Here is a 19,452-nt window from a genome sequence, read left to right on the forward strand (position 1 = left end):
AGTCAGATCATGGATCTTAATCTTTTAATTGGTAGTGAGCAGTGTGCTGCTCGCCAAGGCGCGACCTTTACTCGAACTAACCCTCTCACCGGTGATGTTGTCACCCAGGCTGCGGCGGCATCCGCTGGCGATGCGGTTCGGGCGGTTGAAGCGGCTGCACAGGCATTCCCTGCCTGGTCAGCGACAGGCCCTGGCGAAAAGCGCGCCAAGCTGCTTAAGGCGGCAGAGTTTATGGAGGCGCGCCAAGAGGACTTTATCGAACGCATGGTGGACGAAACCGGCGCTACGCCAGGCTGGGCAGGCTTTAATGTCATGGTCGCCGCCAGCATTATGCGCGAGGCGGCGTCGCTGACCACGCAGGTAGGCGGAGAGGTTATACCCTCTAACGTACCCGGCAGTTTAGCGATGGGCGTGCGGGTTCCCTGCGGCGTGGTGGTGGGGATCGCCCCCTGGAACGCGCCGATCATTCTGGGTACCCGTGCCATTGCCACCCCGCTGGCGTGTGGCAACACGGTGATTCTCAAGGCCTCGGAACAGTGCCCCGCGACCCACCATCTGATCGGGGAGGTGCTGATCGAGGCGGGGTTGGGCGATGGCATCGTCAACGTGGTGACCAATGCGCCGCCGCAGGCCGCCGAGGTCGTCGAGGCGCTGATCGAGCATCAAGCCGTACGGCGTATCAACTTCACCGGCTCTACCCAGGTGGGGCGCATCATTGCCGAAAAAGCAGCGCGTCATCTCAAGCCGGTTCTGCTGGAGCTGGGTGGCAAGGCGCCGTTCGTGGTGCTTGACGATGCCGATCTGGACGCTGCCGTAGAGGCCGCCGCCTTTGGCGCCTTCTTCAACCAGGGCCAGATCTGTATGTCCACCGAGCGGTTGATCGTGGTGGATGCGGTCGCCGACGCCTTCGTCGACAAGCTGGCCCGCAAGGCGCAGACGCTGCGCGCGGGCGACCCCCGTGGTGAGGGCAATGCGCTGGGTACGCTGGTCAATCGCGAAGCGGGCGAAAAGCTCAACGCCCTGCTGGACGACGCCCAACAGCATGGCGCTCGTTTAGCCTGTGGTGGCAAGGCCGAAGGCGTCATTATGCAGCCCACTGTGGTGGATGGTGTTACCAAGGCGATGCGCCTGTATGGCGAAGAGTCGTTTGGCCCGGTCGTCGCGCTGATGCGCGTCAAGGACGAAGAGGAAGCCCTACGCGTGGCCAACGATAGCGAATATGGCCTTTCGGCCGCCGTGTTCAGCCGCGACACCGCCCGGGCGATGCAGTTTGCCCAGCGCATCGAGTCGGGTATTTGCCACATCAACGCCCCCACCGTGCACGACGAGCCCCAGATGCCCTTTGGCGGCGTTAAGTCGAGCGGCTATGGACGCTTTGGCGGTAAGGCCGGGGTCGAGGAGTTCACCGATCTGCGCTGGATGTCCCTGCAGCTTGGCCCACGCCATTACCCCATTTAGATAAGCGGCTGACACTGTTTTTTTAACAAGGCTATAAGTAAGGAGGTTACTATAATGACAATAAAACCCACACTCGCCAGCCTCGCGTTGTTAAGCGGCCTACTCCTTAGCGGTAGTGGCTATGCCCAAGGCTCGGTGACGCTGCGTTTGCATCACTTTGCTGCTCCTACCACGCCAGTGCAGACCGAGTATCTGGAGCCTTGGGCTAAGCGACTGGAGGAGCAGTCCGAAGGGGCTATCAAGGTGGAAATATTCCCTGCCATGCAGCTAGGTGGGTCGGCTCCCTCGCTCTACGACCAGGCCAAGGACGGGGTAGTCGATATTGCCTGGACGCTGCTCAGCTATACGCCGAATCGCTTCCCCGAGTCTGAAGCATTCGATCAACCCTTCCTGCCCACAACGGGGGAGGCGACCAGTATGGCGGCCCATGAGTTCGCAACAACGCATATGCAAGATGCCTTCGAGGGTGTTTACCCTATCGCTGTATTCGCGCACACGCCGGGCAAAATTCATACCAGAGGTGCGTCGATAGAGAGTGCCGAGGACTTGAGAGGGTTAGCTATGCGCGCGCCCTCCAAGACCATGAATCGTTACTTTGGTCTTCTCGGCGCTCAAGCGGTGGGTATGCCGATGCCACAAATTCCGGAAGCGATTTCCCGCGGGGTGATCGATGGGCTGACGCTGCCCTTCGAAAGTGCGGCGGCCTTGGGGGTGCTGGATATCGCCCAACACCACACCTTTTTCGAGGGTGAGCAGGGTTTATACACCGCGATGATGGTGCTGGGCTTGAACCAGGCTAGCTATGACTCACTGTCGCCGGAACTGAAACAGGTGATTGACGATAATGCCGGGCTTCAAGAAGCGCAGCGTATCGGCCAGGTCATGGATCAAGCAGAAGAAAAGGCGATTGAAGCCATTGAAGCGAGTGGCGAAGGTGAAATGTTCTACATCGCTCAAGATTCAATGGCGCCCTGGCAGGAGGCGGCCGAGACGGCCACGGCTCAGTGGATTGACGACATGGGTAACCGAGGCTTTGATGGCCAACTGCTCTATGATGAGGCGACCCGACTGGTAGAGAAGTATACCGAGCAGACAATGTAGCCTGTATTTGCGTTTGTCAGTAGGCCGTCTTCGTATTAGTGAAGGCGGCTTTTTTTATGGATGTATCAGGAGAGAGCAAATCGTGTGGGTATTTGGTCATTCGACGATGGTCGTGAATCTATCTGGTAAAAGTCTAATTTTTTGATTCTATTTTGCTGTTAGTAAAGATCAGAGGGCTGGAACACGGCTTGATAGTGATGGCGCGGGTAGCAAGGCGTCCTATGCTGCTTGGACATAGACGAATGTCGATTAGCCTTACGCCTGATAGTGGACTAATGTGATCCCTTAAAGCGAACTAGTATTCGCTCTGCGAACTTACAATAATCCAAATAAGCCTGGAGTCCCCCATGAAAAATACCTTTGCTCGGTGCGTGCTGGCAGCCGCCATTGCAGGACTTTCCATTAGCGCTGCGCAGGCAGAAACCACTCTACGTATGGCCCACTTCTGGCCTGGCCCGTCGGGCGTCAACCAGGACGTGTTGCAGGCCTGGGCTGATACCATTGCCGAAGAGTCCAACGGCGAGCTGACCATTCAGATGTTTCCCGCCGGTACGCTAGCCAAACCGGACTCCATCTACGAAGCCGCCGCTAACGGTATTGCCGATATTGGGGCTACCGCCCAGGGCTATACGGCGGGCCGTTTCCCGCTGTCGCAAATCGTTGAGCTACCGGGCGTCGCCAGCACCGCGACCCAAGGGGCGTGTGTGTTGCAGACGCTCTACGACGACGGCCATTTGGACAGCGAATACGAAGATACTCGTCCGCTTTTCATGTTTACCACGGGCCCGGGTGGCATCCACACCATCGATACCGACGTGCAAACCCCCGCCGATCTGCAGGGGCTGCGCATTCGTCGCCCCACCGCAGTGGCGGGTGAGATGCTGGAAAATATGGGGGCGAGCCCGGTGGGCATGCCTGCACCCGACATCTATACCTCCATGCAGCGCGGCGTGATCGAGGGCTTGAGTTTTCCGTGGGAGGGCTTGAAAGGCTTCCGTGTCAACGAACTCGTCAATTACCACACCGAAGTACCGTTTTACACGCTAATCTTCGTGGCCACCATGAATCAGCGCAGCTACGACAGCCTGACCCCCGAGCAGCAGGCGGTGATCAACAATAACTCCGGTATGAAGTGGGCCGAAAACGCCGGTGCAGTGTTTGACCGACTCGACGTAGAAGGCAAGCAAGAGGCCGTCGATGCGGGCCACACGATTCGCGAAATCGAAAACCCGCTGGAGCATCCAGATTGGCAGGGCCCCCTTCAAACAGGTATCGAAAACTACCTGACGCAGTTGGAAGAGCGTGGTCTCGATCAGGCGCGCGACGTCTATCAGGCGGCGTTGGCAGCCAGCGAGTCTTGCAGCGCCCAATAGGGGTAATGTGTCATGCAGTCTACTTTTTATCGGGCCAGCCATTGGCTGGCCCTCATTTGTCGCTTAGTGGCCGGGGTCGCTTTGATTGGCCTGCTGGGGGTCACCATGGCCGATGTCAGCACACGCTATCTTTCCCGGTTGACCGAGGGCGCGATTGCGCTGCGCGTATCCGGAAGTGTGGAGCTGGTGAGCTACTTGATGCTGTTCGCGCTACTGGCCGCGATGGCGGCCAATGTCGAAAAAAGCCAAGTAGTGGTGGAGGCGTTCTCTCACCGCTTGCCACAAGCCATCAAGAATCGTGTGCAAGGCGTCTTTTTGCTCGGTTTCATGGCGCTGGGGTTGGTCCTGTTCGTTGGGCTGCTGGATTCTGCTGCCGCCGCGACGCGTCACGGGGAGGTCACCCAAGACCTGCGATTGCCCATGGGGCCGATTTACCAATTGGCAGCGGTGCTGAGTTTGCTATTGGGATTGCGCAGCGCCATTCACGCCTTGCTAGGCATGATCTATGCGGCCGGTGAGGAGGCAGCTCATGGGGAGTGAAGCGATTGGTGCCATTGGGCTAGGGCTGTTATTGGTACTGATGATTCTGCGCGTCCCGGTCGCGTTGACCATGCTGATCGTCGGTGTGGTGGGGTTTGCTCAGATCATCAGTTGGGACGCCGCCGTTGCACAGTTGAAAACCGTACCGGTCGAGGTGCTCTCCAACTATAGCTTCAGCGCCGTACCCATGTTCATTTTAATGGGCGTACTCGCGGCTCACTCGGGGATGGCCGGTAAGCTGTTTGATTCGACTCGGATCATTTGCGGTGGCTGGAAAGGCGGCTTGGCCATTGCAGCGGTGGGCTCTTGCGGCATCTTTTCCGCCATCTCCGGTTCATCGCTGGCTACGGCGAGCACCATGACGCGAGTGGCACTGCCCGAAATGGAGCGCTACGGCTATAACCGTGGCTTGGCGACCGGTGCGCTGGCCGCTGGCGGCACACTGGGCATCATGATTCCGCCCAGTATCGCGCTGCTGATTTACGCCATTCTTACCGAACAGTCCGTGGGCGATATGTTCATGGCGGGGCTGATTCCCGGCCTGCTGGGACTGGTGATGTACTCGCTGACCATTACCGTGGTGATGTATCTGCGCCCCTCCCTGGCGGTAGCGGGTCAACCCACTGCCTGGAAAGAGAAGCTGCTCTCGCTGACCGGTTTGGTACCGTTCTTTGGCGTCTTCCTGGTGATGATTCTAGGGATCTATTTCGGTGCCTTTACGCCCACCGAGGGGGCCAGTGTCGGCGCCTTCGCCACGCTGCTCTACGCCTTGGCGAAGGGCATGCGCGGTGCCCAGCTATGGCACAGCGTACAGGAGACGCTGGCGCTTTCTGCGGTGGTGTTCTTCATGCTGGTCGGGGCGGAAACGCTGGGTTACTTCATTTCCGTATCGCGCATTTCGTTCTCCATCACGGATCTGCTCTACGGCATGGACCTCACGCCCATCGTCGTGGTGCTGTGCATCCTGGCGCTCTACTTCGTGCTGGGGATGTTCATGGACTCCATCGCCATGCTGGTGATCACCGTGCCGGTGGTCTACCCGATCATTCAGGCGATGGGTATCGACCCGGTGTGGTTCGGTATTTTAACCGTACTGACCGTTGAGCTGGGCCTCATGACCCCGCCGGTGGGGATGAACGTGTTCGTCATCAAAGCGATGGCACCGCATGTCGGGCTAGGGGAGATCTTCAAGGGCGTGACACCCTTTGTCGTGTCTGATTTGCTCCGCTTGACGCTGTTGATCCTCTTTCCGGTGCTGTCGACCTTCTTTTTGCTATAAGGCGTGTTAACGCCCTTGCGATTGTCGCGTTCTGAAATCGCGAGGTGACAGCGCCGTATTACGTTTGAAAAAGCGCGTGAAATAGGCCGGTTCGGAGAAGCCCAAGCTGTCAGAAACTTGCCCAATGGTCATGTTGGTGTAGGTAAGCTGGCGCTTGGCCTCTAGCAGTAGCCGTTCGTGTAGCAACTGTAGGGCGCTGCGCCCGGCGAGTTGGCGGCAGAGCATGTTCAAATGTGCACTGCTCACCCCCACTTGCCCGGCCAGCCACTCGATGCTGGGCTGCTCACGATAGTGCGTTTCGATGAGTGTTTGAAACTGCTCGACGTGTTGCTGCCCCTTGTCATTTTGGCGAGGGGTATAGCGCTTTTTAGGGCTACCGCCCGCATGGCCAAGCCGCGAAAGCTCGACGACGAGTGCCTGGATTAGCGCTTCGAGTAGCAGGCTGCGTCCTGGCGCTGGCTGGCGATACTCTCGGTCGATCTGCGTTACTAGCGTGGTAATGCGTGCTTGCTCATGAGCCAGCGATAGGCGAAAGAAATCGGCCTTTCTAAGGGTGCTGCTTTCGCCCAGCAGGGTATGCAAGTGTTCGGCCAGCGGCTTGGCTAGCGTAATGATGTGTCCTTGTACGTCGGGTGAAAAGTGAAAGCCGTGAATCGCCATGGCGGGAACGACAATGGCGGCCACGCTCTGCAGCTCATGACGCGTACCCTCCAACTCCAGCGATACGCTCCCCTGATCGATCAATAAAATATGCACCAAGTCGGCATGGCGATGGGGGCGGATACGCCAGTCATGCAGGCGGCTGCGCTCGGGAATGGACTCACAGTGGAGCAAGTCGGGCGTCGGCCAGTGCTGCGTTTCGCCATAGAGCTTGAAGACGGGAACGGGAGCGTTCGACGAGGGCGTCATGGGGGCTCTCCTTTACGACTAAGGTTGAGTGATGCAATGTAGAATGTCCAATAATTGATCTAGATCATGCCTTATTAAGCGACGTGTTTCATTGAAAAATACAAGTTATCTGATTTTGACAATGACAACGACGAGGCATCCCTATGAAAACGAAGGTCGCCATTATTGGGGCCGGGCCGTCAGGCCTACTGCTGGGGCAACTGCTCCAGCGTCAAGGTATCGATAACGTGATTGTCGAGCGTCGCAGCGGTGAGTATGTGTTGAGCCGTATCCGCGCAGGTGTGCTCGAGCAGGGCATGGTCGATCTGTTGCGTGAAGCAGGTGTGGACCGGCGCATGGATGAAGAGGGCCTGCCCCACGACGGTTTCGAGCTCGTGTTCGATAACCGCCGCGTGCGCATTGCGCTGGACGAGCTGACCGGCGGCAGCAAGGTCATGGTCTATGGCCAAACCGAGGTCACGCGGGATCTGATGGAGGCCCGCGCCGCCGCTGGTGCGACTACGCTCTATGAGGCAGAAAACGTCCAGCCCCACGATCTGGAGAGCGATAGTCCGTACCTTACCTTCGAGCACCAAGGCAAAACCGTCAGGCTCGACTGCGACTACATCGCGGGCTGCGATGGCTACCACGGCGTCTCCCGCCAAGCGATTCCCCAGGGCCGCATCCAAGAGTTCGAAAAGGTGTATCCCTTCGGCTGGTTAGGGCTACTCTCGGATACGCCGCCGGTGTCCGATGAGCTGATCTACGCGCGCCATGCGCGTGGCTTTAGCCTATGCAGCATGCGCTCCGCCACTCGCAGCCGTTACTACCTGCAAGTACCGCTGGACGAAAAAGTAGAAGACTGGTCGGACGAGCGTTTTTGGGAGGAACTCAAGCGGCGCTTGCCGGACGATGTGGCGCAAAAGCTTGTGACAGGGCCCTCCATCGAGAAGAGTATCGCGCCGCTGCGTAGCTATGTGGTGGAACCGATGCAGTATGGGCGGCTATTCCTCGTGGGCGATGCCGCCCATATCGTGCCTCCCACGGGCGCCAAGGGACTCAATCTGGCCGCCAGCGATGTCAACACACTCTATCGCTTACTGGTCAAGGTCTATCAGGAAGGCCGTACCGATCTGATAGAGCGCTATTCGCAAACCTGTTTGAAGCGTATCTGGAAAGCAGAGCGTTTTTCCTGGTGGATGACCTCCATGCTGCACAACTTCTCCGATGAGGAGGATTTCAATAGTCGCATGCAGCTGGCCGAACTGGACTACGTGACCAGCTCAGCGGCAGGGCTGACGACCATCGCAGAAAACTATGTGGGGCTGCCTTACGAATCGCTCGAATAAGCGACGCTGACGCTCTTCCTCTTTGCCCAAACCCCACGGTTTGGGTTTTTTTATCTGACCGCTGCCTCTTGTCGCTCTGTTGGCCTTGGCCCATTCTTCTTTCTGGGCAGTGTCGCCCTTGAGCGTTTCATTAGCTGGGTGAGGAGAGAGGGCGTATGGCTAAGTTTTTTCGGGAGTTCCGCGAGTTTGCCGTCAAGGGCAACGTCATCGACATGGCGGTGGGCATCATCATTGGCGGAGCGTTTACGCTGATCGTGCAAAGCCTCGTCAAAGACGTCATGAACCCCCTGATTGGTTTACTGGTGGGCGGTATCGATTTTTCGAACCTATTTGTCGTGTTACGGGAGGGCGTGGCGGAGGCCCCTTATGCCACTTTGGCGGACGCCCAGGCGGCGGGAGCGGTGACGCTGAACGTGGGATTGTTCATTAACGCGGTGGTGAGCTTCTCCATCGTCGCGTTCGTGGTGTTCTTGCTGGTGCGCACCATCAACCGTTTGAAGCGTGAAGAGGCGGTGGCGCCCGCTGATCCGACTGAAAAACCGTGCCCCTACTGTTTGATGGTGGTACCGATCAAGGCCGTTCGCTGCGGGCATTGCACCTCTGAGCTACAGGTAGCGACGCCAGAGAAACCGATGGAATCCGTGTGATTCGCGGTCAGCTCTCCTGGCGAGTCGCCATCAAAAAGGGTGCCCAATGGGCACCCTTTTTGACGTTGAAGAGGGCCGTTAAGCCGTCTTTTTCGCCGCTTTCTTATCCGTTTGCTTACTATCACTGGCATCGCTCGGCTGTGGCAGCGACGGCAATGATTTCGCCAGCATATCGACGCTGTGGCGATAGTAGAGCTGGCTCTTGTTATGCTCGCCTAGGCTTGCGTAAAGGCGCGCAAGCTCGGCGCATACTTCGCCGTTGGGGCGCTGGCGCTGGCTGGCTTCGAAGTACTCCAGCGCTTTCTCCCACTGGCCCACACGCAGCGACAGGCGGCCACAGGCGAGCAGCAGTTCGGGGTCGTTGGGGCGCTCTTGCAGCCATTTCTCTGCCTTGGCGAGCTGACGTGCGGCGTCCACGTTGAGCAAACCGTAGCGTTTGACCAAGCGTGCATCCCAGTGATGATCCAGCGAGTGGTTCAGCAGGCGTTCGGCAATCGGCTCTTCGTTGGCGTGCAGCAGTGCTTCGGTGTAGAGCACGATCAGCTCGGTATTGCCGCGCAGGTAGTCAGGCATATCGGCCCACAGCCCGCGAACCCGTTCGATGTTGGTGGGGTTTTGCGCTTCGAAGATGATCAGCTCACGATACGCCTTGAACTCCAGCTGTTCACGCTCTTGTTGCGTAATCAGCTTTTGCGCCGCCAGGCGTGGAATCAAGCGGCGCAGGCCCTCCCAGTCGTTGACACTAAGGTGGACCTGTTTCAGCAGCTTCAGCACCTGGGGATGATTGGTGAGCTGCTTGTCCAAGCGGTTGAGGATGGCCAGCGCCTCTTCCGGCTGCTGACGGTCGATCATCAGCTGCGCCTGCATCAAGCCGATGGCGGTATCCGCGCCGTCGGTAGTCAACTGGGCCTGGTTCAGGTGCTCTTGGGACTTCTCATGATGGCCCTGGTAGTGCGCGGCCAACGCTGCCGAGAGGTAGTTAACGAGCGGCGTGCTAGAGTCGTCCGCGGCGCGAACCAAGGTTTTCTCCGCTTTCTTCCAGCGGCCCTCGGTAAGTGCCACCAAACCACGCACGGTACGTTTCATGGCGCGGCGGTTGCGAGCACGGCTATTCCAGGTACGGAAGCGGCCCACCGGACGAATGATGCCAGTGAGCAGGCGCAGCGCGAAGTGCAGGACGATAAAGGCACCCAGTAGCAGCACTAGCCCAAACCAGAACGAGGTTTGTACCGACGTGTCGCCCACTCGAATCAGCCAGTAACCGGGCACCGACATCATCAGATGCCCAAAGAGCGCGCCAACCGCAAGGCCCGCGACGATCAGCAGGATGAGTTTTCTCATGCATCACCTCCATCCTGACGACGGGACTCGAAACGGTTGTCGATGAAGCTGGCCAGCGCTTGCTGTGAGGCGCTGATATCCGGCAGCTCGGGCTTTACTTCGGCCTGCTTCAGCTCTTGAAGGCGGGCTATGACGCTCTGGGTCTCTTCACGTTCGGTGTCGTAGTAGCCGTTCAGCAGCTCCAGGGCTTTGTCGATGCTCGCTTCGTACAGCTCGGGCTCCTCTTTGAGCAGCGCCAGCTGAGACTGCTCGAGAATCAGGCGCAGGCTCTGGCGCAGGTAGGACTCCTGCTCCGGCGTGATCAGCGCTTCCAGGGCTTCATCATGCTGGCGAATGACCACGAGATCTTTTAGCTCTTCACCGAAGCGGGCGAGCTGGCGCTGGAAGGTGCCGGTAGGCGGCTGCTCAATGCTCGACGTCACGGCGCGCTCTTCGATCTCTTGAGATAGGCGCAGACCCGCTACGCGCTCTTGCTGGGCATTCAGAGCTAAGTAAATGCCTGTGCGGTCCACTTGAGGAACGGCGTCCAGCGCGGCGAGCTCGTTGGCAATTTCACGACGCACGGGCGTTAGCGCCGGGTTATCGGCATCGGCCAGACGGGCATCGGCGGTGCGCAGCAGAGCGGCGGCACCTTCCACATCACCCTCCAGCTGCAGGCGCTGATTCGCCAAACGCAGCAAGTAGGCCGCTTCGGCGTGAAGCCAATCGCGCTCGTCGGTGTCCTGCTCTTGTGAGAGCTGCGTCAGCACCTCGTCCAGCGTGCTGTTGACGTCGCTGCGATAGCTATCCAGCTCGCTGCGCAGTTCGCTCACGGTACTCTCCAGCGCTTGGCTTCGTTCGGCTTCGCCCTCTTCGATCCGTGACTCAAGCTCGCTGACCGCTTGCTGGGAAGCGCTGTTTTGCGCTTGCTGGGCCAATTCGTCCAGGCGCTGCTGCTGACTATCCAGGCGCTGCCAGCCTTGCCAAGTGATCAGGCCCAGGGCGAGTGCCAGGATAATCACCAACGCGATGGCAAGACCGCCGCCTTTGCTGCCGCCACTACCGGCTGTAGAGGCGGGCGGGATTGGCTTACCGGCACTGCCCGACGAAGCGGCTGGCTTGGTGTCGGCGGCGCTGTTCTTGGCGTCCTTAGTGTCCTTCGTGTCCTTGGTGTTGCTAGCGGCGGACGTTTTGGCCGAGTCAGACGTCGGCCCGTTATTGCTCGCCGTGCCGGTTTGCGGTGCCGAAGAGGCACTGTTGGCACTCTTATGGCGGCGGCGCGAACGGCTATTTTTGGCCGCATAAGACGAGGAGGCGCTGCTAGCAGTCGACTCGCTTTTCGACGATGATGCCGCAGTATCGCTCGACGGCGTGTTCGCTTGGGATGTATCGGCAGACGTATTGTTGACGCCTTCCTGCTCGTTTGGTTGTTTGCTCATCTGTCGCTAGCCCTTATTAAGTTCCTTGATCGACATCGGCACCCTATGGGTTGCAGGACCGATCCAACGCGGCCACCAGCGCAGCCGGCGTTGCTCCCGACGCCACCTTGAGGTCACAAAAACCCAGTTTACCGGCCAGTGTAGCTAAACGGTGACTGGAAACGATTAGCGGTTGGTTCAACGCTGCTGGACCACACCATTTTGCCAGATATTCAAGCAGTTCGCCGCTGGTGACGATGAGCGCCCGGTAGTCACCACCGTGAAGGCGCTCGCGCAGGGCGGGGAGCGGCGGTTGATACACACGCCGATAGACTGCTAGACGCGTCACCTGGGCGCCGCGTGCTGTCAGCGTGTCGGCGATGAGCGTGCGACCGCCTTCACCGGTCACCAGCAGCACCCGCTGGTGCGCCAATTGGCGAAGCGACGCCAACGAGAGCAGCGCTTCACTGGTGTCTTCACCCCGATGGGGCGGGGGTATACGAACCTTAACCCCGAGCTGGTCGGACAGTATGCTGGCAGTGGCCCGCCCAACGCTATAGTAATCGATGCCAACGGGCAGCTGTGGCCAGTAGCGATCCAATGCCTCGCTCAAACAGTGTGCGGCAAAGGGGCTGACCACTACTATCTTATGGTACTGATCGATATCCAACCATATTTGGCGTTGGGCCGCCGCTTCGGGCAAAGCCTCCAAGCGCATGACGTCAAGGGACTCTACCCAGTCGTGGCGTTCGCGCAGGGCATCCGCCAGGGCTTGTCCACGCTCTCCTGGGCGGCAAATCAGAACCGGTTGGTTCATACGTGGCGACCGTAGACCTCTGCCAAGATATCGCCAGCGCCTTGATCTAGAAGCTCTTCGGCAATTCGGATGCCGAGCGCTTCCGGCTCGTGAATCGAGCCACGCCCCTCGGCTCGCAGCACTTCTGTGCCTTCTGGGTTGCCGACGAGCCCGCGAAGCCACAGCGTTTCGTTGCCTTTATCCAGAATGGCGTGTCCGGCTATCGGCACTTGGCAGCCGCCTTCCAGGCGCGTGTTCATGGCGCGCTCGGCGCGCACGCGGGTGGCGGTATCCTGATCGTCCAAGGGGGCCAGTAGCGCAATCAATTCGGGGTCGTGCAAGCGACATTCAATGCCTAGTGCGCCCTGGCCGCAGGCGGGCAGGCAGATTTCGGGGGGCAGTGCTTGGGCGATTCGCGCGTCGAGCCCTAGGCGCTGCAGGCCAGAGGTGGCCAGAATGATAGCGTCGAACTCGCCATCGTCGAGCTTACCAAGGCGAGTCTGGACGTTGCCGCGCAGGTTGAGGATTTGCAGGTCCGGACGGGCTTCACGCATTTGTAGGCCACGACGTAGGCTGGCGGTACCGATGCGCGCACCTTCGGGCAGCTCGTCGATGCTGTTATAGTGGTTGGAGACGAACGCATCGGTGGGGTCTGCTCCCTCTAAAATCACCGATAGCCCCAAGCCTTCGGGGAAGTGCATGGGTACGTCTTTCATGGAGTGCACGGCAATATCGGCGCGACCATCCAGCATGGCGTCTTCGAGCTCCTTGACGAATAGCCCTTTGCCACCAATTTTGGAAAGGGGCGTATCGAGGATTTTGTCGCCTTTGGTGGAGAGGGGGACAAGCTCGACGTCCAGTCCACTATGGGCCGCCATCAAGCGGTCGCGGACGTACTCGGCCTGCCACATGGCCAACTGACTTTTACGTGTGGCAATGCGCAATTTAGTGATGGATGACACCTGATTCTCCCTTTGCCGCTGACACGGCGCGTCGAACTGTGATAATTCTCATCATAAAGCACCCAGCCACACAGTAAAAATAACCGGCCATATTTAGGGCCAGCGCTGACCGCGTTTAACGCCTGCTAGGAAACGCCATGCCCTCTGTCGAACCGCAAGGCAAGCTAGACCAATTCTTCCTGTTATCGCAGGATTTGCTCTGCTGCATTGACTTTGCGGGCACGCTGCTGAGCGTCAATCCTACCTTCGAGTCGTTGCTCGGTTACCCAGCACATGCGCTATTGGGTAAGCCTTGTGGTGTCGTCGTCGAGCCACGCGATCATCCCGTGATCGAAGCGGCACTAGCGAGCTTGTGCCGTGGTGAGAAGGTAAATACCTTCGACGTATGCGCGCGGACGGTCGAGGGCCAGCGTATTTGGCTTGAGGTATCGGCCTCCAGCGGCGACCAAGTCATTTATGTCATCGCACGGGACGTTACGCGGCGAAAAGCGGTCGAAAAGCAGTTGAGGCGCAACCAGCGGTTGTTTCGCATTGCCGGTGAAACGGCCCATATCGGGGGCTGGTACATGGACCTGGCCGTAGGGCTACCCATATGGTCCGAAGAAGTGTGCCGTCTGCACGACATGCCGGTGGGGCACCAACCCACCCTCGACGAAGCGCTCGGCTTCTATACGCCTCGTGTGCAGCCGCGTATTCGTTCCGTCTTTACTGCTTGCTGCGAGCAGGGCGTGAGCTTTGACGAAGAGCTCGAAATCGTGACCCGAGAAGGGCGGCGACGTTGGGTGCGCGTGATTGGCCGCGCGGTGCGTGACGAGCTGGGCCAGATCATTCAGGTGCAGGGCTCGACTCAAGACATCACCGAACGTAAAGACACCGAGCGGCAGCTCACCTTGCTGGAGCGCAGCGTCGAGTCCAGCACCAACGGCGTGGTGATCGTGGATGCCCAGCGCCCCGATTTGCCCATGGTCTACGTCAATGCCGCTTTCGAGCGCATCACCGGCTACTCGCGTGACGATGTGCTGGGCCGCAACTGCCGCTTCTTACAGGGCGTCGACACCGATCCCGCCACCCTGGCGCAGCTTCGCAAAGGCATCGAAGCGCAGCGCGATGTGCATGTGGTGATTCGCAACTACCGTCGCAGTGGCGAACCGTTTTGGAACGATCTTTATATTTCGCCAGTGCGCGACGAAGAGGGCGTGGTGACGCACTTCATTGGCGCGCAAAACGACATCACCGCCCAGCGTGAGTACCAGGCTCAACTCAGCCATAACGCCAACCACGACGCGCTGACGGGGCTGCCCAATCGGCTCATGCTCGATCAGCGCTTGGCCCAAGGGTGCCTGCTCGCCAGACGCTATCATCGCTATTTGGCCGTACTGTTCATCGATCTGGATGACTTCAAACCCATCAACGACACTCTTGGCCATGAGGTCGGTGACTTTATCCTGCGCGAAGTGGCCAAGCGCCTAGAAGAAGAGCTGCGGCCTTGGGACACCGTGGCGCGCTTTGGTGGCGACGAATTCATCGTCTTGCTCCCGGACTTGGCGCAAGAGGATGACGTGCTACAGGTCGTCGAGCGGCTGCTGACGCGAGTGTCTGCTCCCTACTGGTATCGCGGCAGCGAGCTGCGCATTACCGCCAGTATCGGTATCGCCACCGACGACGGCACGATTCGAGCGCCGCGCCAGCTGATCCAGCAGGCCGACCTGGCCATGTACAAGGCCAAGCGGCGAGGGCGTAACACCTTCCAGTGGTACACCGACGAGCTCAATCGCAAGGTCACCGAGCGGGTGAGCTTACGCCATGCGCTGCAGCAGGCCATCGAACAGCGGCAGTTCGAACTACATTATCAGCCGCAAATTCATCACAGCGGTCGAGTCGCCGGGGTCGAAGCGCTCATTCGTTGGCACCACCCCGAGCGTGGCAACATCCCGCCGGGGCAGTTCATTTCGCTGGCCGAGGATACCGGTCAAATCATTCCAATCAGCGAGTGGGTGCTAGAGACGGCCTGTCGCGATGCGATGGTGCTCAATGCGCAGAGTGCGACGCCCATGACCATGGCGATCAACGTCTCGCCCATGCAGTTTCAGCGTCCCGGCTTTTTGGACTCGGTGAAGAACGTGTTGGCGCGCAGCGGTTTGCCACCGGCCTTGCTGGAGCTTGAACTGACCGAGGGCGTGCTCATGGATAGCGCCGAGCACACCATTCAAGCGCTCAAAGCACTGCGCCAGCTCGGTGTGCATATCGCCCTCGATGACTTCGGCACCGGCTTTTCCAGTCTGAGCTACCTGAAACGGTTGCCCATCAACAAATTGAAGGTCGACCGCTCGTTCGTACGCGACGTGGCGACCGACTCCCGTGATGCGGCCATCGTCGAGGGGGTCGTCACCATGGCCGACAAGTTGGGACTAGAAGTCCTCATCGAAGGTGTCGAAACGGCCGAGCAGTTTCATCATCTGCGCATGCTGCAGTGCGATCACTTCCAAGGCTACTACTTCGCTCGCCCGATGGCGTTGAGCGTGCTCAAGCACTTCTTGGACTCGCCATTCGCCGCCACGGCCAGCGCCGCTGATCCCATCTCCTGAGCGTGACGGCTGCAAAACGGCATGCCGTTCCAGGCGGTGACTCTGGTACACTTTCTTTTAACGACTCCATTAGATTTGTCAGCAGGATATCTCTCCGATGAGCCAAGCTACGAACCAGTCTTGGGGCGGTCGCTTCAGCGAGCCCACCGATGCCTTTGTTGCGCGTTTCACCGCGTCCGTGACGTTTGATCAGCGCCTAGCGCGCCAGGATATTCAGGGCTCGATCGCCCATGCCACCATGCTGGCGCGGGTAGGCGTGCTGACCGACGACGAGCGCGATGCGATCATCAACGGTTTGACCGAGATCCAGGGCGAGATCGAACGCGGCGAGTTCGACTGGTCGGTGCCGCTGGAAGACGTGCACATGAACATCGAAGCACGCCTGACCGACAAAATCGGCATTACCGGCAAGAAGCTGCACACCGGACGCTCGCGCAACGACCAGGTGGCCACTGACATTCGTCTGTTCATGCGCGATGAGATCGACGTGATCGAAGCGGAGCTGACACGCCTGCGCGACGGCATGATCGAACTGGCCGAGCGCGAAGCCGACACCATCATGCCAGGCTTCACCCACCTGCAAACCGCGCAGCCGGTCACCTTCGGCCATCATCTGCTGGCGTGGCAGGAAATGCTGGCCCGCGACCATGAGCGGCTTTTGGACTGTCGTAAGCGCGTAAACGTGATGCCGCTGGGCGCCGCGGCCCTGGCGGGCACGACTTACCCAATCGACCGCCACGTCACCGCGGACCTGCTCGGCTTCGACCGCCCGGCGGAAAACTCGCTGGATGCGGTGTCGGATCGCGATTTCGCCATCGAATTCACCAGTTTTGCCAGTATCTTGCTGATGCATCTCTCCCGCATGAGCGAAGAGCTGGTGCTGTGGACCAGCGCCCAGTTCGACTTCATCGACCTGCCCGACCGCTTCTGCACCGGTTCCTCCATCATGCCGCAGAAGAAGAATCCCGACGTGCCCGAGCTGGTGCGCGGTAAAACCGGGCGTGTCTATGGCCACCTGATGGCGCTGCTGACGCTAATGAAATCGCAGCCGTTGGCCTACAACAAGGACAACCAGGAAGACAAAGAGCCGCTGTTCGACGCCGTCGACACCGTGCGCGACTGTCTGAAAGCCTTTGCGGACATGGTGCCCGCCATCGAGCCCAAGAAAGAGAGCATGTACGAAGCGGCGCGTCGCGGCTTCTCCACCGCGACCGATCTGGCGGATTATCTGGTACGTAAAGGCGTCGCGTTCCGCGATGCTCACGAGATCGTGGGGCTGTCCGTCGCCTACGGTCTAAAAACCAAGAAAGACCTCTCAGAAATGAGCCTGGAAGAGCTTCAGCAGTTCTCCGATACCATCGAGCAGGACGTGTTCGAGGTGCTGACCCTGGAAGGTTCGGTGGCGGCCCGTAACCACATTGGTGGCACAGCGCCCGACCAAGTACGCGCGGCCGCAAGCCGTGCCCGTGAAGCGCTGGCGGCGCTCAAGGGGACGTCATGAAGCGCTATACGATCACACTCGGCGCGCTGCTGCTGGCCTCGCTGCTACTCGTCGGCTGTGGCCAGAAAGGGCCGCTCTATTTGCCTGACGACACAACCGATTCGGCCGCCGAGCAGGAGGGGTAATGGATCACTTTAACTACCGCGACGGCGTGCTCTACGCCGAAGACGTTCCGCTAACGCAACTGGCGGACAAGCTGGGCACGCCCTGCTACGTCTACTCCAAAGCGACGTTGGAGCGCCACTTTCGCGCTTACACCGAAGCGCTGGGCGGCCATCCGCACCTGATCTGCTACGCGGTGAAAGCCAACTCCAACCTAGCCGTGCTGGGCCTGCTGGCCCGCCTAGGCGCCGGTTTCGATATCGTCTCCGTGGGCGAGCTGGAACGGGTGCTAAAAGCCGGTGGTAACCCCAGCAAAGTCGTGTTTTCCGGGGTCGCCAAGCAGCCCCAGGAAATGGCGCGGGCGCTGGAGGTCGGCATCAAGTGCTTCAACGTCGAGTCGCGCCCCGAGCTCGAGCGCTTGAACGCCGTGGCAGGGGAGCTGGGCCAAGTCGCCTCGGTATCCCTGCGCGTCAATCCCGACGTGGACGCGGGTACCCACCCGTACATCTCCACCGGTTTGAAGGACAACAAGTTCGGCATTCCCGTCGACGACGCGTTGGAGGTGTACCAGTTGGCCGCTAGCCTGCCCAACCTGCGGGTGACGGGACTGGATTGCCACATCGGTTCACAGCTCACCGAAACTGCGCCGTTCCTCGATGCCCTGGAGCGCCTGCTGGTGCTCATGGAGCGCCTGCGCGAGCACGGCATCGAGATCGACCACCTCGATTTAGGCGGTGGCCTGGGCGTGCCCTACCGCGACGAGAAACCACCCCAGCCGTTCGACTACGCCAGCCAGCTGTTGGCGCGCCTCTCCCGCTGGGAAGGCGGTGAAACGTTGACGCTGCTGTTCGAGCCGGGCCGCTCCATCGCCGCCAACGCTGGGCTGATGCTCACCCGCGTCGAGTTTTTGAAACCTGGCGAGACCAAGAACTTTGCCATCGTCGATGCGGCCATGAACGACTTGATTCGCCCGGCGCTGTACCAGGCGTGGCAGGCGATCGTGCCGGTGGACACCCGCCAAGCACGGGACACCGCCACCTACGACGTGGTAGGGCCGGTGTGCGAAACGGGCGACTTCCTGGGCAAGGAGCGCGAGCTGGCGATTGCCGAGGGCGATCTGTTGGCGGTGCGCTCCGCCGGTGCTTACGGCTTCGTCATGGCATCCAATTACAATAGCCGTCCCCGTCCCCCCGAAGTGATGGTGGATGGTGATACGTTTCACGTGGTGCGCGCTCGGGAAGCGCTGGAAAGCCTGTGGGCCGGCGAGGCGCTGCTGCCCGAAGGAGCGCGCTGATGCTGCTGCACTTCACTAAAATGCACGGCTTGGGCAACGACTTCATGGTGGTGGATCTGGTCACCCAGCGGGCGCGCCTGCGCGACGAGCAGATTCGCCAGCTGGCGGACCGGCGCTTCGGCATTGGCTTCGACCAGCTGCTGATCGTCGAGCCGCCCCGCGATCCGGACATGGATTTTCGCTACCGTATCTACAACGCCGACGGTAGCGAAGTGGAGAACTGTGGCAACGGCGCGCGCTGCTTTGCCCGCTTCGTGCGCGACCAGCGCTTGACCCACAAGCATGACATTCACGTCGAAACCGCCGGAGGCCCGCTGGTGCTCCACGTACAGCACGACGGCATGGTACGCGTGGACATGGGCAGGCCGCGCTTCAACCCAACCGCGCTGCCTTTCGAGGCGCCGGGTGACCAGCCGCTGCACGAGGTGGAAGCCGACGGTGAGACGCTGCAGCTTGGTGTGGTGTCCATGGGCAACCCCCATGCGGTTCTCCAGGTCGAGAACGTCGATAGCGCGCCGGTGGAGCGCCTGGGGCCACTGTTGGAGGCGCACCCGCGCTTTCCCAAGCGGGTCAACGTGGGCTTCATGCAGGTGGTCTCGCCCAGCGAAATTCGCCTGCGGGTATTCGAACGAGGCAGCGGTGAAACCCTGGCCTGCGGCACCGGTGCCTGTGCGGCGGTGGCCAGCGGTATTCGTCAGGGGCTTTTGAAGAGTCCGGTGAAAGTGCATTTGCCCGGCGGGCAACTCAGCATCGAGTGGCCGGACCCTGAGGCGTCGCTGGTCATGGTGGGCCCCGCCACGCGGGTGTTTGACGGTCGGGTATCACTCAACTAATGCGAG

Annotated in this window: 17 protein-coding genes; 12 read left to right on the plus strand and 5 right to left on the minus strand. The window is 59.9% G+C overall.

From position 1 onward, the window contains the following. Nucleotides 1–9 precede the first annotated feature (9 nt). The 5 genes from MHM37_RS05515 (at nucleotide 10) to MHM37_RS05535 (ending at nucleotide 5,751) form a co-directional block, all read left to right on the plus strand. Nucleotides 10–1,458 carry an aldehyde dehydrogenase gene (locus MHM37_RS05515; RefSeq protein WP_239296307.1) on the plus strand — a complete coding sequence of 483 codons (1,449 nt, stop codon included), beginning with the start codon at nucleotides 10–12 and terminating at the stop codon, nucleotides 1,456–1,458. A 54-nt stretch (nucleotides 1,459–1,512) separates the two neighbouring features. Further along, nucleotides 1,513–2,559 (plus strand): TRAP transporter substrate-binding protein, encoded by a 1,047-nt coding sequence (locus MHM37_RS05520; protein ID WP_239296306.1) that lies wholly within the window; start codon nucleotides 1,513–1,515, stop codon nucleotides 2,557–2,559. Between the two features lie 347 nt (nucleotides 2,560–2,906). Further along, nucleotides 2,907–3,932: a TRAP transporter substrate-binding protein gene (locus tag MHM37_RS05525; RefSeq protein WP_239296305.1), complete on the plus strand. Its 1,026-nt coding sequence runs from the start codon at nucleotides 2,907–2,909 to the stop codon at nucleotides 3,930–3,932. Between the two features lie 12 nt (nucleotides 3,933–3,944). Beyond that, complete coding sequence (locus MHM37_RS05530; protein ID WP_219862253.1) at nucleotides 3,945–4,472, plus strand: TRAP transporter small permease subunit; 528 nt, start codon at nucleotides 3,945–3,947, stop codon at nucleotides 4,470–4,472. Continuing rightward, complete coding sequence (locus MHM37_RS05535) at nucleotides 4,462–5,751, plus strand: TRAP transporter large permease (RefSeq protein WP_219862252.1); 1,290 nt, start codon at nucleotides 4,462–4,464, stop codon at nucleotides 5,749–5,751. Before MHM37_RS05530 ends, MHM37_RS05535 begins: the two co-directional genes overlap by 11 nt. A 6-nt stretch (nucleotides 5,752–5,757) precedes the next feature. Here MHM37_RS05535 and MHM37_RS05540 read toward each other — a convergent pair whose 3' ends face one another. Continuing rightward, nucleotides 5,758–6,660 carry a helix-turn-helix domain-containing protein gene (locus MHM37_RS05540; protein ID WP_239296304.1) on the minus strand — a complete coding sequence of 301 codons (903 nt, stop codon included), beginning with the start codon at nucleotides 6,658–6,660 and terminating at the stop codon, nucleotides 5,758–5,760. A 143-nt stretch (nucleotides 6,661–6,803) separates the two neighbouring features. On the opposite strand from MHM37_RS05540, the gene pobA reads away from it, so the two are divergent. Then, nucleotides 6,804–7,988 carry a 4-hydroxybenzoate 3-monooxygenase gene (gene pobA / locus MHM37_RS05545; protein ID WP_153843543.1) on the plus strand — a complete coding sequence of 395 codons (1,185 nt, stop codon included), beginning with the start codon at nucleotides 6,804–6,806 and terminating at the stop codon, nucleotides 7,986–7,988. A gap of 155 nt (nucleotides 7,989–8,143) precedes the next feature. Continuing rightward, a complete protein-coding gene (gene mscL, locus MHM37_RS05550) occupies nucleotides 8,144–8,635 on the plus strand; it encodes a large conductance mechanosensitive channel protein MscL (protein WP_153843542.1) in 492 nt (163 codons plus the stop codon). A gap of 78 nt (nucleotides 8,636–8,713) precedes the next feature. On the opposite strand, the gene MHM37_RS05555 is transcribed toward mscL, so the two are convergent. The 4 genes from MHM37_RS05555 to hemC are packed head-to-tail and all read right to left on the minus strand — an operon-like array spanning nucleotide 8,714 to nucleotide 13,131. Beyond that, nucleotides 8,714–9,976: a heme biosynthesis HemY N-terminal domain-containing protein gene (locus MHM37_RS05555; protein ID WP_139526059.1), complete on the minus strand. Its 1,263-nt coding sequence runs from the start codon at nucleotides 9,974–9,976 to the stop codon at nucleotides 8,714–8,716. Beyond that, the gene (locus MHM37_RS05560; protein WP_168444477.1) at nucleotides 9,973–11,394 is read right to left on the minus strand and encodes a uroporphyrinogen-III C-methyltransferase; all 1,422 of its coding nucleotides are present in this window, start codon (nucleotides 11,392–11,394) and stop codon (nucleotides 9,973–9,975) included. Before MHM37_RS05560 ends, MHM37_RS05555 begins: the two co-directional genes overlap by 4 nt. A gap of 43 nt (nucleotides 11,395–11,437) precedes the next feature. Continuing rightward, nucleotides 11,438–12,190 (minus strand): uroporphyrinogen-III synthase, encoded by a 753-nt coding sequence (locus tag MHM37_RS05565; RefSeq protein ID WP_153843541.1) that lies wholly within the window; start codon nucleotides 12,188–12,190, stop codon nucleotides 11,438–11,440. After that, the gene (gene hemC / locus MHM37_RS05570) at nucleotides 12,187–13,131 is read right to left on the minus strand and encodes a hydroxymethylbilane synthase (protein ID WP_139526057.1); all 945 of its coding nucleotides are present in this window, start codon (nucleotides 13,129–13,131) and stop codon (nucleotides 12,187–12,189) included. The genes MHM37_RS05565 and hemC overlap by 4 nt, the downstream gene beginning before the upstream one ends. 137 nt (nucleotides 13,132–13,268) lie before the next feature. On the opposite strand from hemC, the gene MHM37_RS05575 reads away from it, so the two are divergent. The 5 genes from MHM37_RS05575 (at nucleotide 13,269) to dapF (ending at nucleotide 19,446) form a co-directional block, all read left to right on the plus strand. Beyond that, entirely contained in the window at nucleotides 13,269–15,716 is a 2,448-nt protein-coding gene (locus tag MHM37_RS05575; protein WP_153843540.1) for an EAL domain-containing protein, read from the plus strand. Nucleotides 15,717–15,813: 97 nt separating this feature from the next. After that, nucleotides 15,814–17,217, plus strand: coding sequence for an argininosuccinate lyase (gene argH / locus MHM37_RS05580; RefSeq protein WP_139526055.1), 1,404 nt, complete (start codon nucleotides 15,814–15,816; stop codon nucleotides 17,215–17,217). Beyond that, nucleotides 17,214–17,342: a lipoprotein gene (locus MHM37_RS05585; protein WP_239296303.1), complete on the plus strand. Its 129-nt coding sequence runs from the start codon at nucleotides 17,214–17,216 to the stop codon at nucleotides 17,340–17,342. Before argH ends, MHM37_RS05585 begins: the two co-directional genes overlap by 4 nt. Then, nucleotides 17,342–18,613 carry a diaminopimelate decarboxylase gene (gene lysA / locus MHM37_RS05590; protein WP_239296302.1) on the plus strand — a complete coding sequence of 424 codons (1,272 nt, stop codon included), beginning with the start codon at nucleotides 17,342–17,344 and terminating at the stop codon, nucleotides 18,611–18,613. The genes MHM37_RS05585 and lysA overlap by 1 nt, the downstream gene beginning before the upstream one ends. Continuing rightward, the gene (gene dapF / locus MHM37_RS05595) at nucleotides 18,613–19,446 is read left to right on the plus strand and encodes a diaminopimelate epimerase (protein ID WP_239296301.1); all 834 of its coding nucleotides are present in this window, start codon (nucleotides 18,613–18,615) and stop codon (nucleotides 19,444–19,446) included. Before lysA ends, dapF begins: the two co-directional genes overlap by 1 nt. Nucleotides 19,447–19,452 lie beyond the last annotated feature (6 nt).

It is taken from the genome of Halomonas sp. MMH1-48 (assembly GCF_022348105.1).
Taxonomy (GTDB): Bacteria; Pseudomonadota; Gammaproteobacteria; order Pseudomonadales; family Halomonadaceae; genus Vreelandella; species Vreelandella piezotolerans.

Bases quoted from the DNA above. Each gene is read 5' to 3' on its own strand.
- MHM37_RS05515 (WP_239296307.1), top strand. From the start codon at position 10: ATGGATCTTAATCTTTTAATTGGTAGTGAGCAGTGTGCTGCTCGCCAA.
- MHM37_RS05520 (WP_239296306.1), top strand. From the start codon at position 1,513: ATGACAATAAAACCCACACTCGCCAGCCTCGCGTTGTTAAGCGGCCTA.
- MHM37_RS05525 (WP_239296305.1), top strand. From the start codon at position 2,907: ATGAAAAATACCTTTGCTCGGTGCGTGCTGGCAGCCGCCATTGCAGGA.
- MHM37_RS05530 (WP_219862253.1), top strand. From the start codon at position 3,945: ATGCAGTCTACTTTTTATCGGGCCAGCCATTGGCTGGCCCTCATTTGT.
- MHM37_RS05535 (WP_219862252.1), top strand. From the start codon at position 4,462: ATGGGGAGTGAAGCGATTGGTGCCATTGGGCTAGGGCTGTTATTGGTA.
- MHM37_RS05540 (WP_239296304.1), bottom strand. From the start codon at position 6,660: ATGACGCCCTCGTCGAACGCTCCCGTTCCCGTCTTCAAGCTCTATGGC.
- pobA (WP_153843543.1), top strand. From the start codon at position 6,804: ATGAAAACGAAGGTCGCCATTATTGGGGCCGGGCCGTCAGGCCTACTG.
- mscL (WP_153843542.1), top strand. From the start codon at position 8,144: ATGGCTAAGTTTTTTCGGGAGTTCCGCGAGTTTGCCGTCAAGGGCAAC.
- MHM37_RS05555 (WP_139526059.1), bottom strand. From the start codon at position 9,976: ATGAGAAAACTCATCCTGCTGATCGTCGCGGGCCTTGCGGTTGGCGCG.
- MHM37_RS05560 (WP_168444477.1), bottom strand. From the start codon at position 11,394: ATGAGCAAACAACCAAACGAGCAGGAAGGCGTCAACAATACGTCTGCC.
- MHM37_RS05565 (WP_153843541.1), bottom strand. From the start codon at position 12,190: ATGAACCAACCGGTTCTGATTTGCCGCCCAGGAGAGCGTGGACAAGCC.
- MHM37_RS05575 (WP_153843540.1), top strand. From the start codon at position 13,269: ATGCCCTCTGTCGAACCGCAAGGCAAGCTAGACCAATTCTTCCTGTTA.
- argH (WP_139526055.1), top strand. From the start codon at position 15,814: ATGAGCCAAGCTACGAACCAGTCTTGGGGCGGTCGCTTCAGCGAGCCC.
- MHM37_RS05585 (WP_239296303.1), top strand. From the start codon at position 17,214: ATGAAGCGCTATACGATCACACTCGGCGCGCTGCTGCTGGCCTCGCTG.
- lysA (WP_239296302.1), top strand. From the start codon at position 17,342: ATGGATCACTTTAACTACCGCGACGGCGTGCTCTACGCCGAAGACGTT.
- dapF (WP_239296301.1), top strand. From the start codon at position 18,613: ATGCTGCTGCACTTCACTAAAATGCACGGCTTGGGCAACGACTTCATG.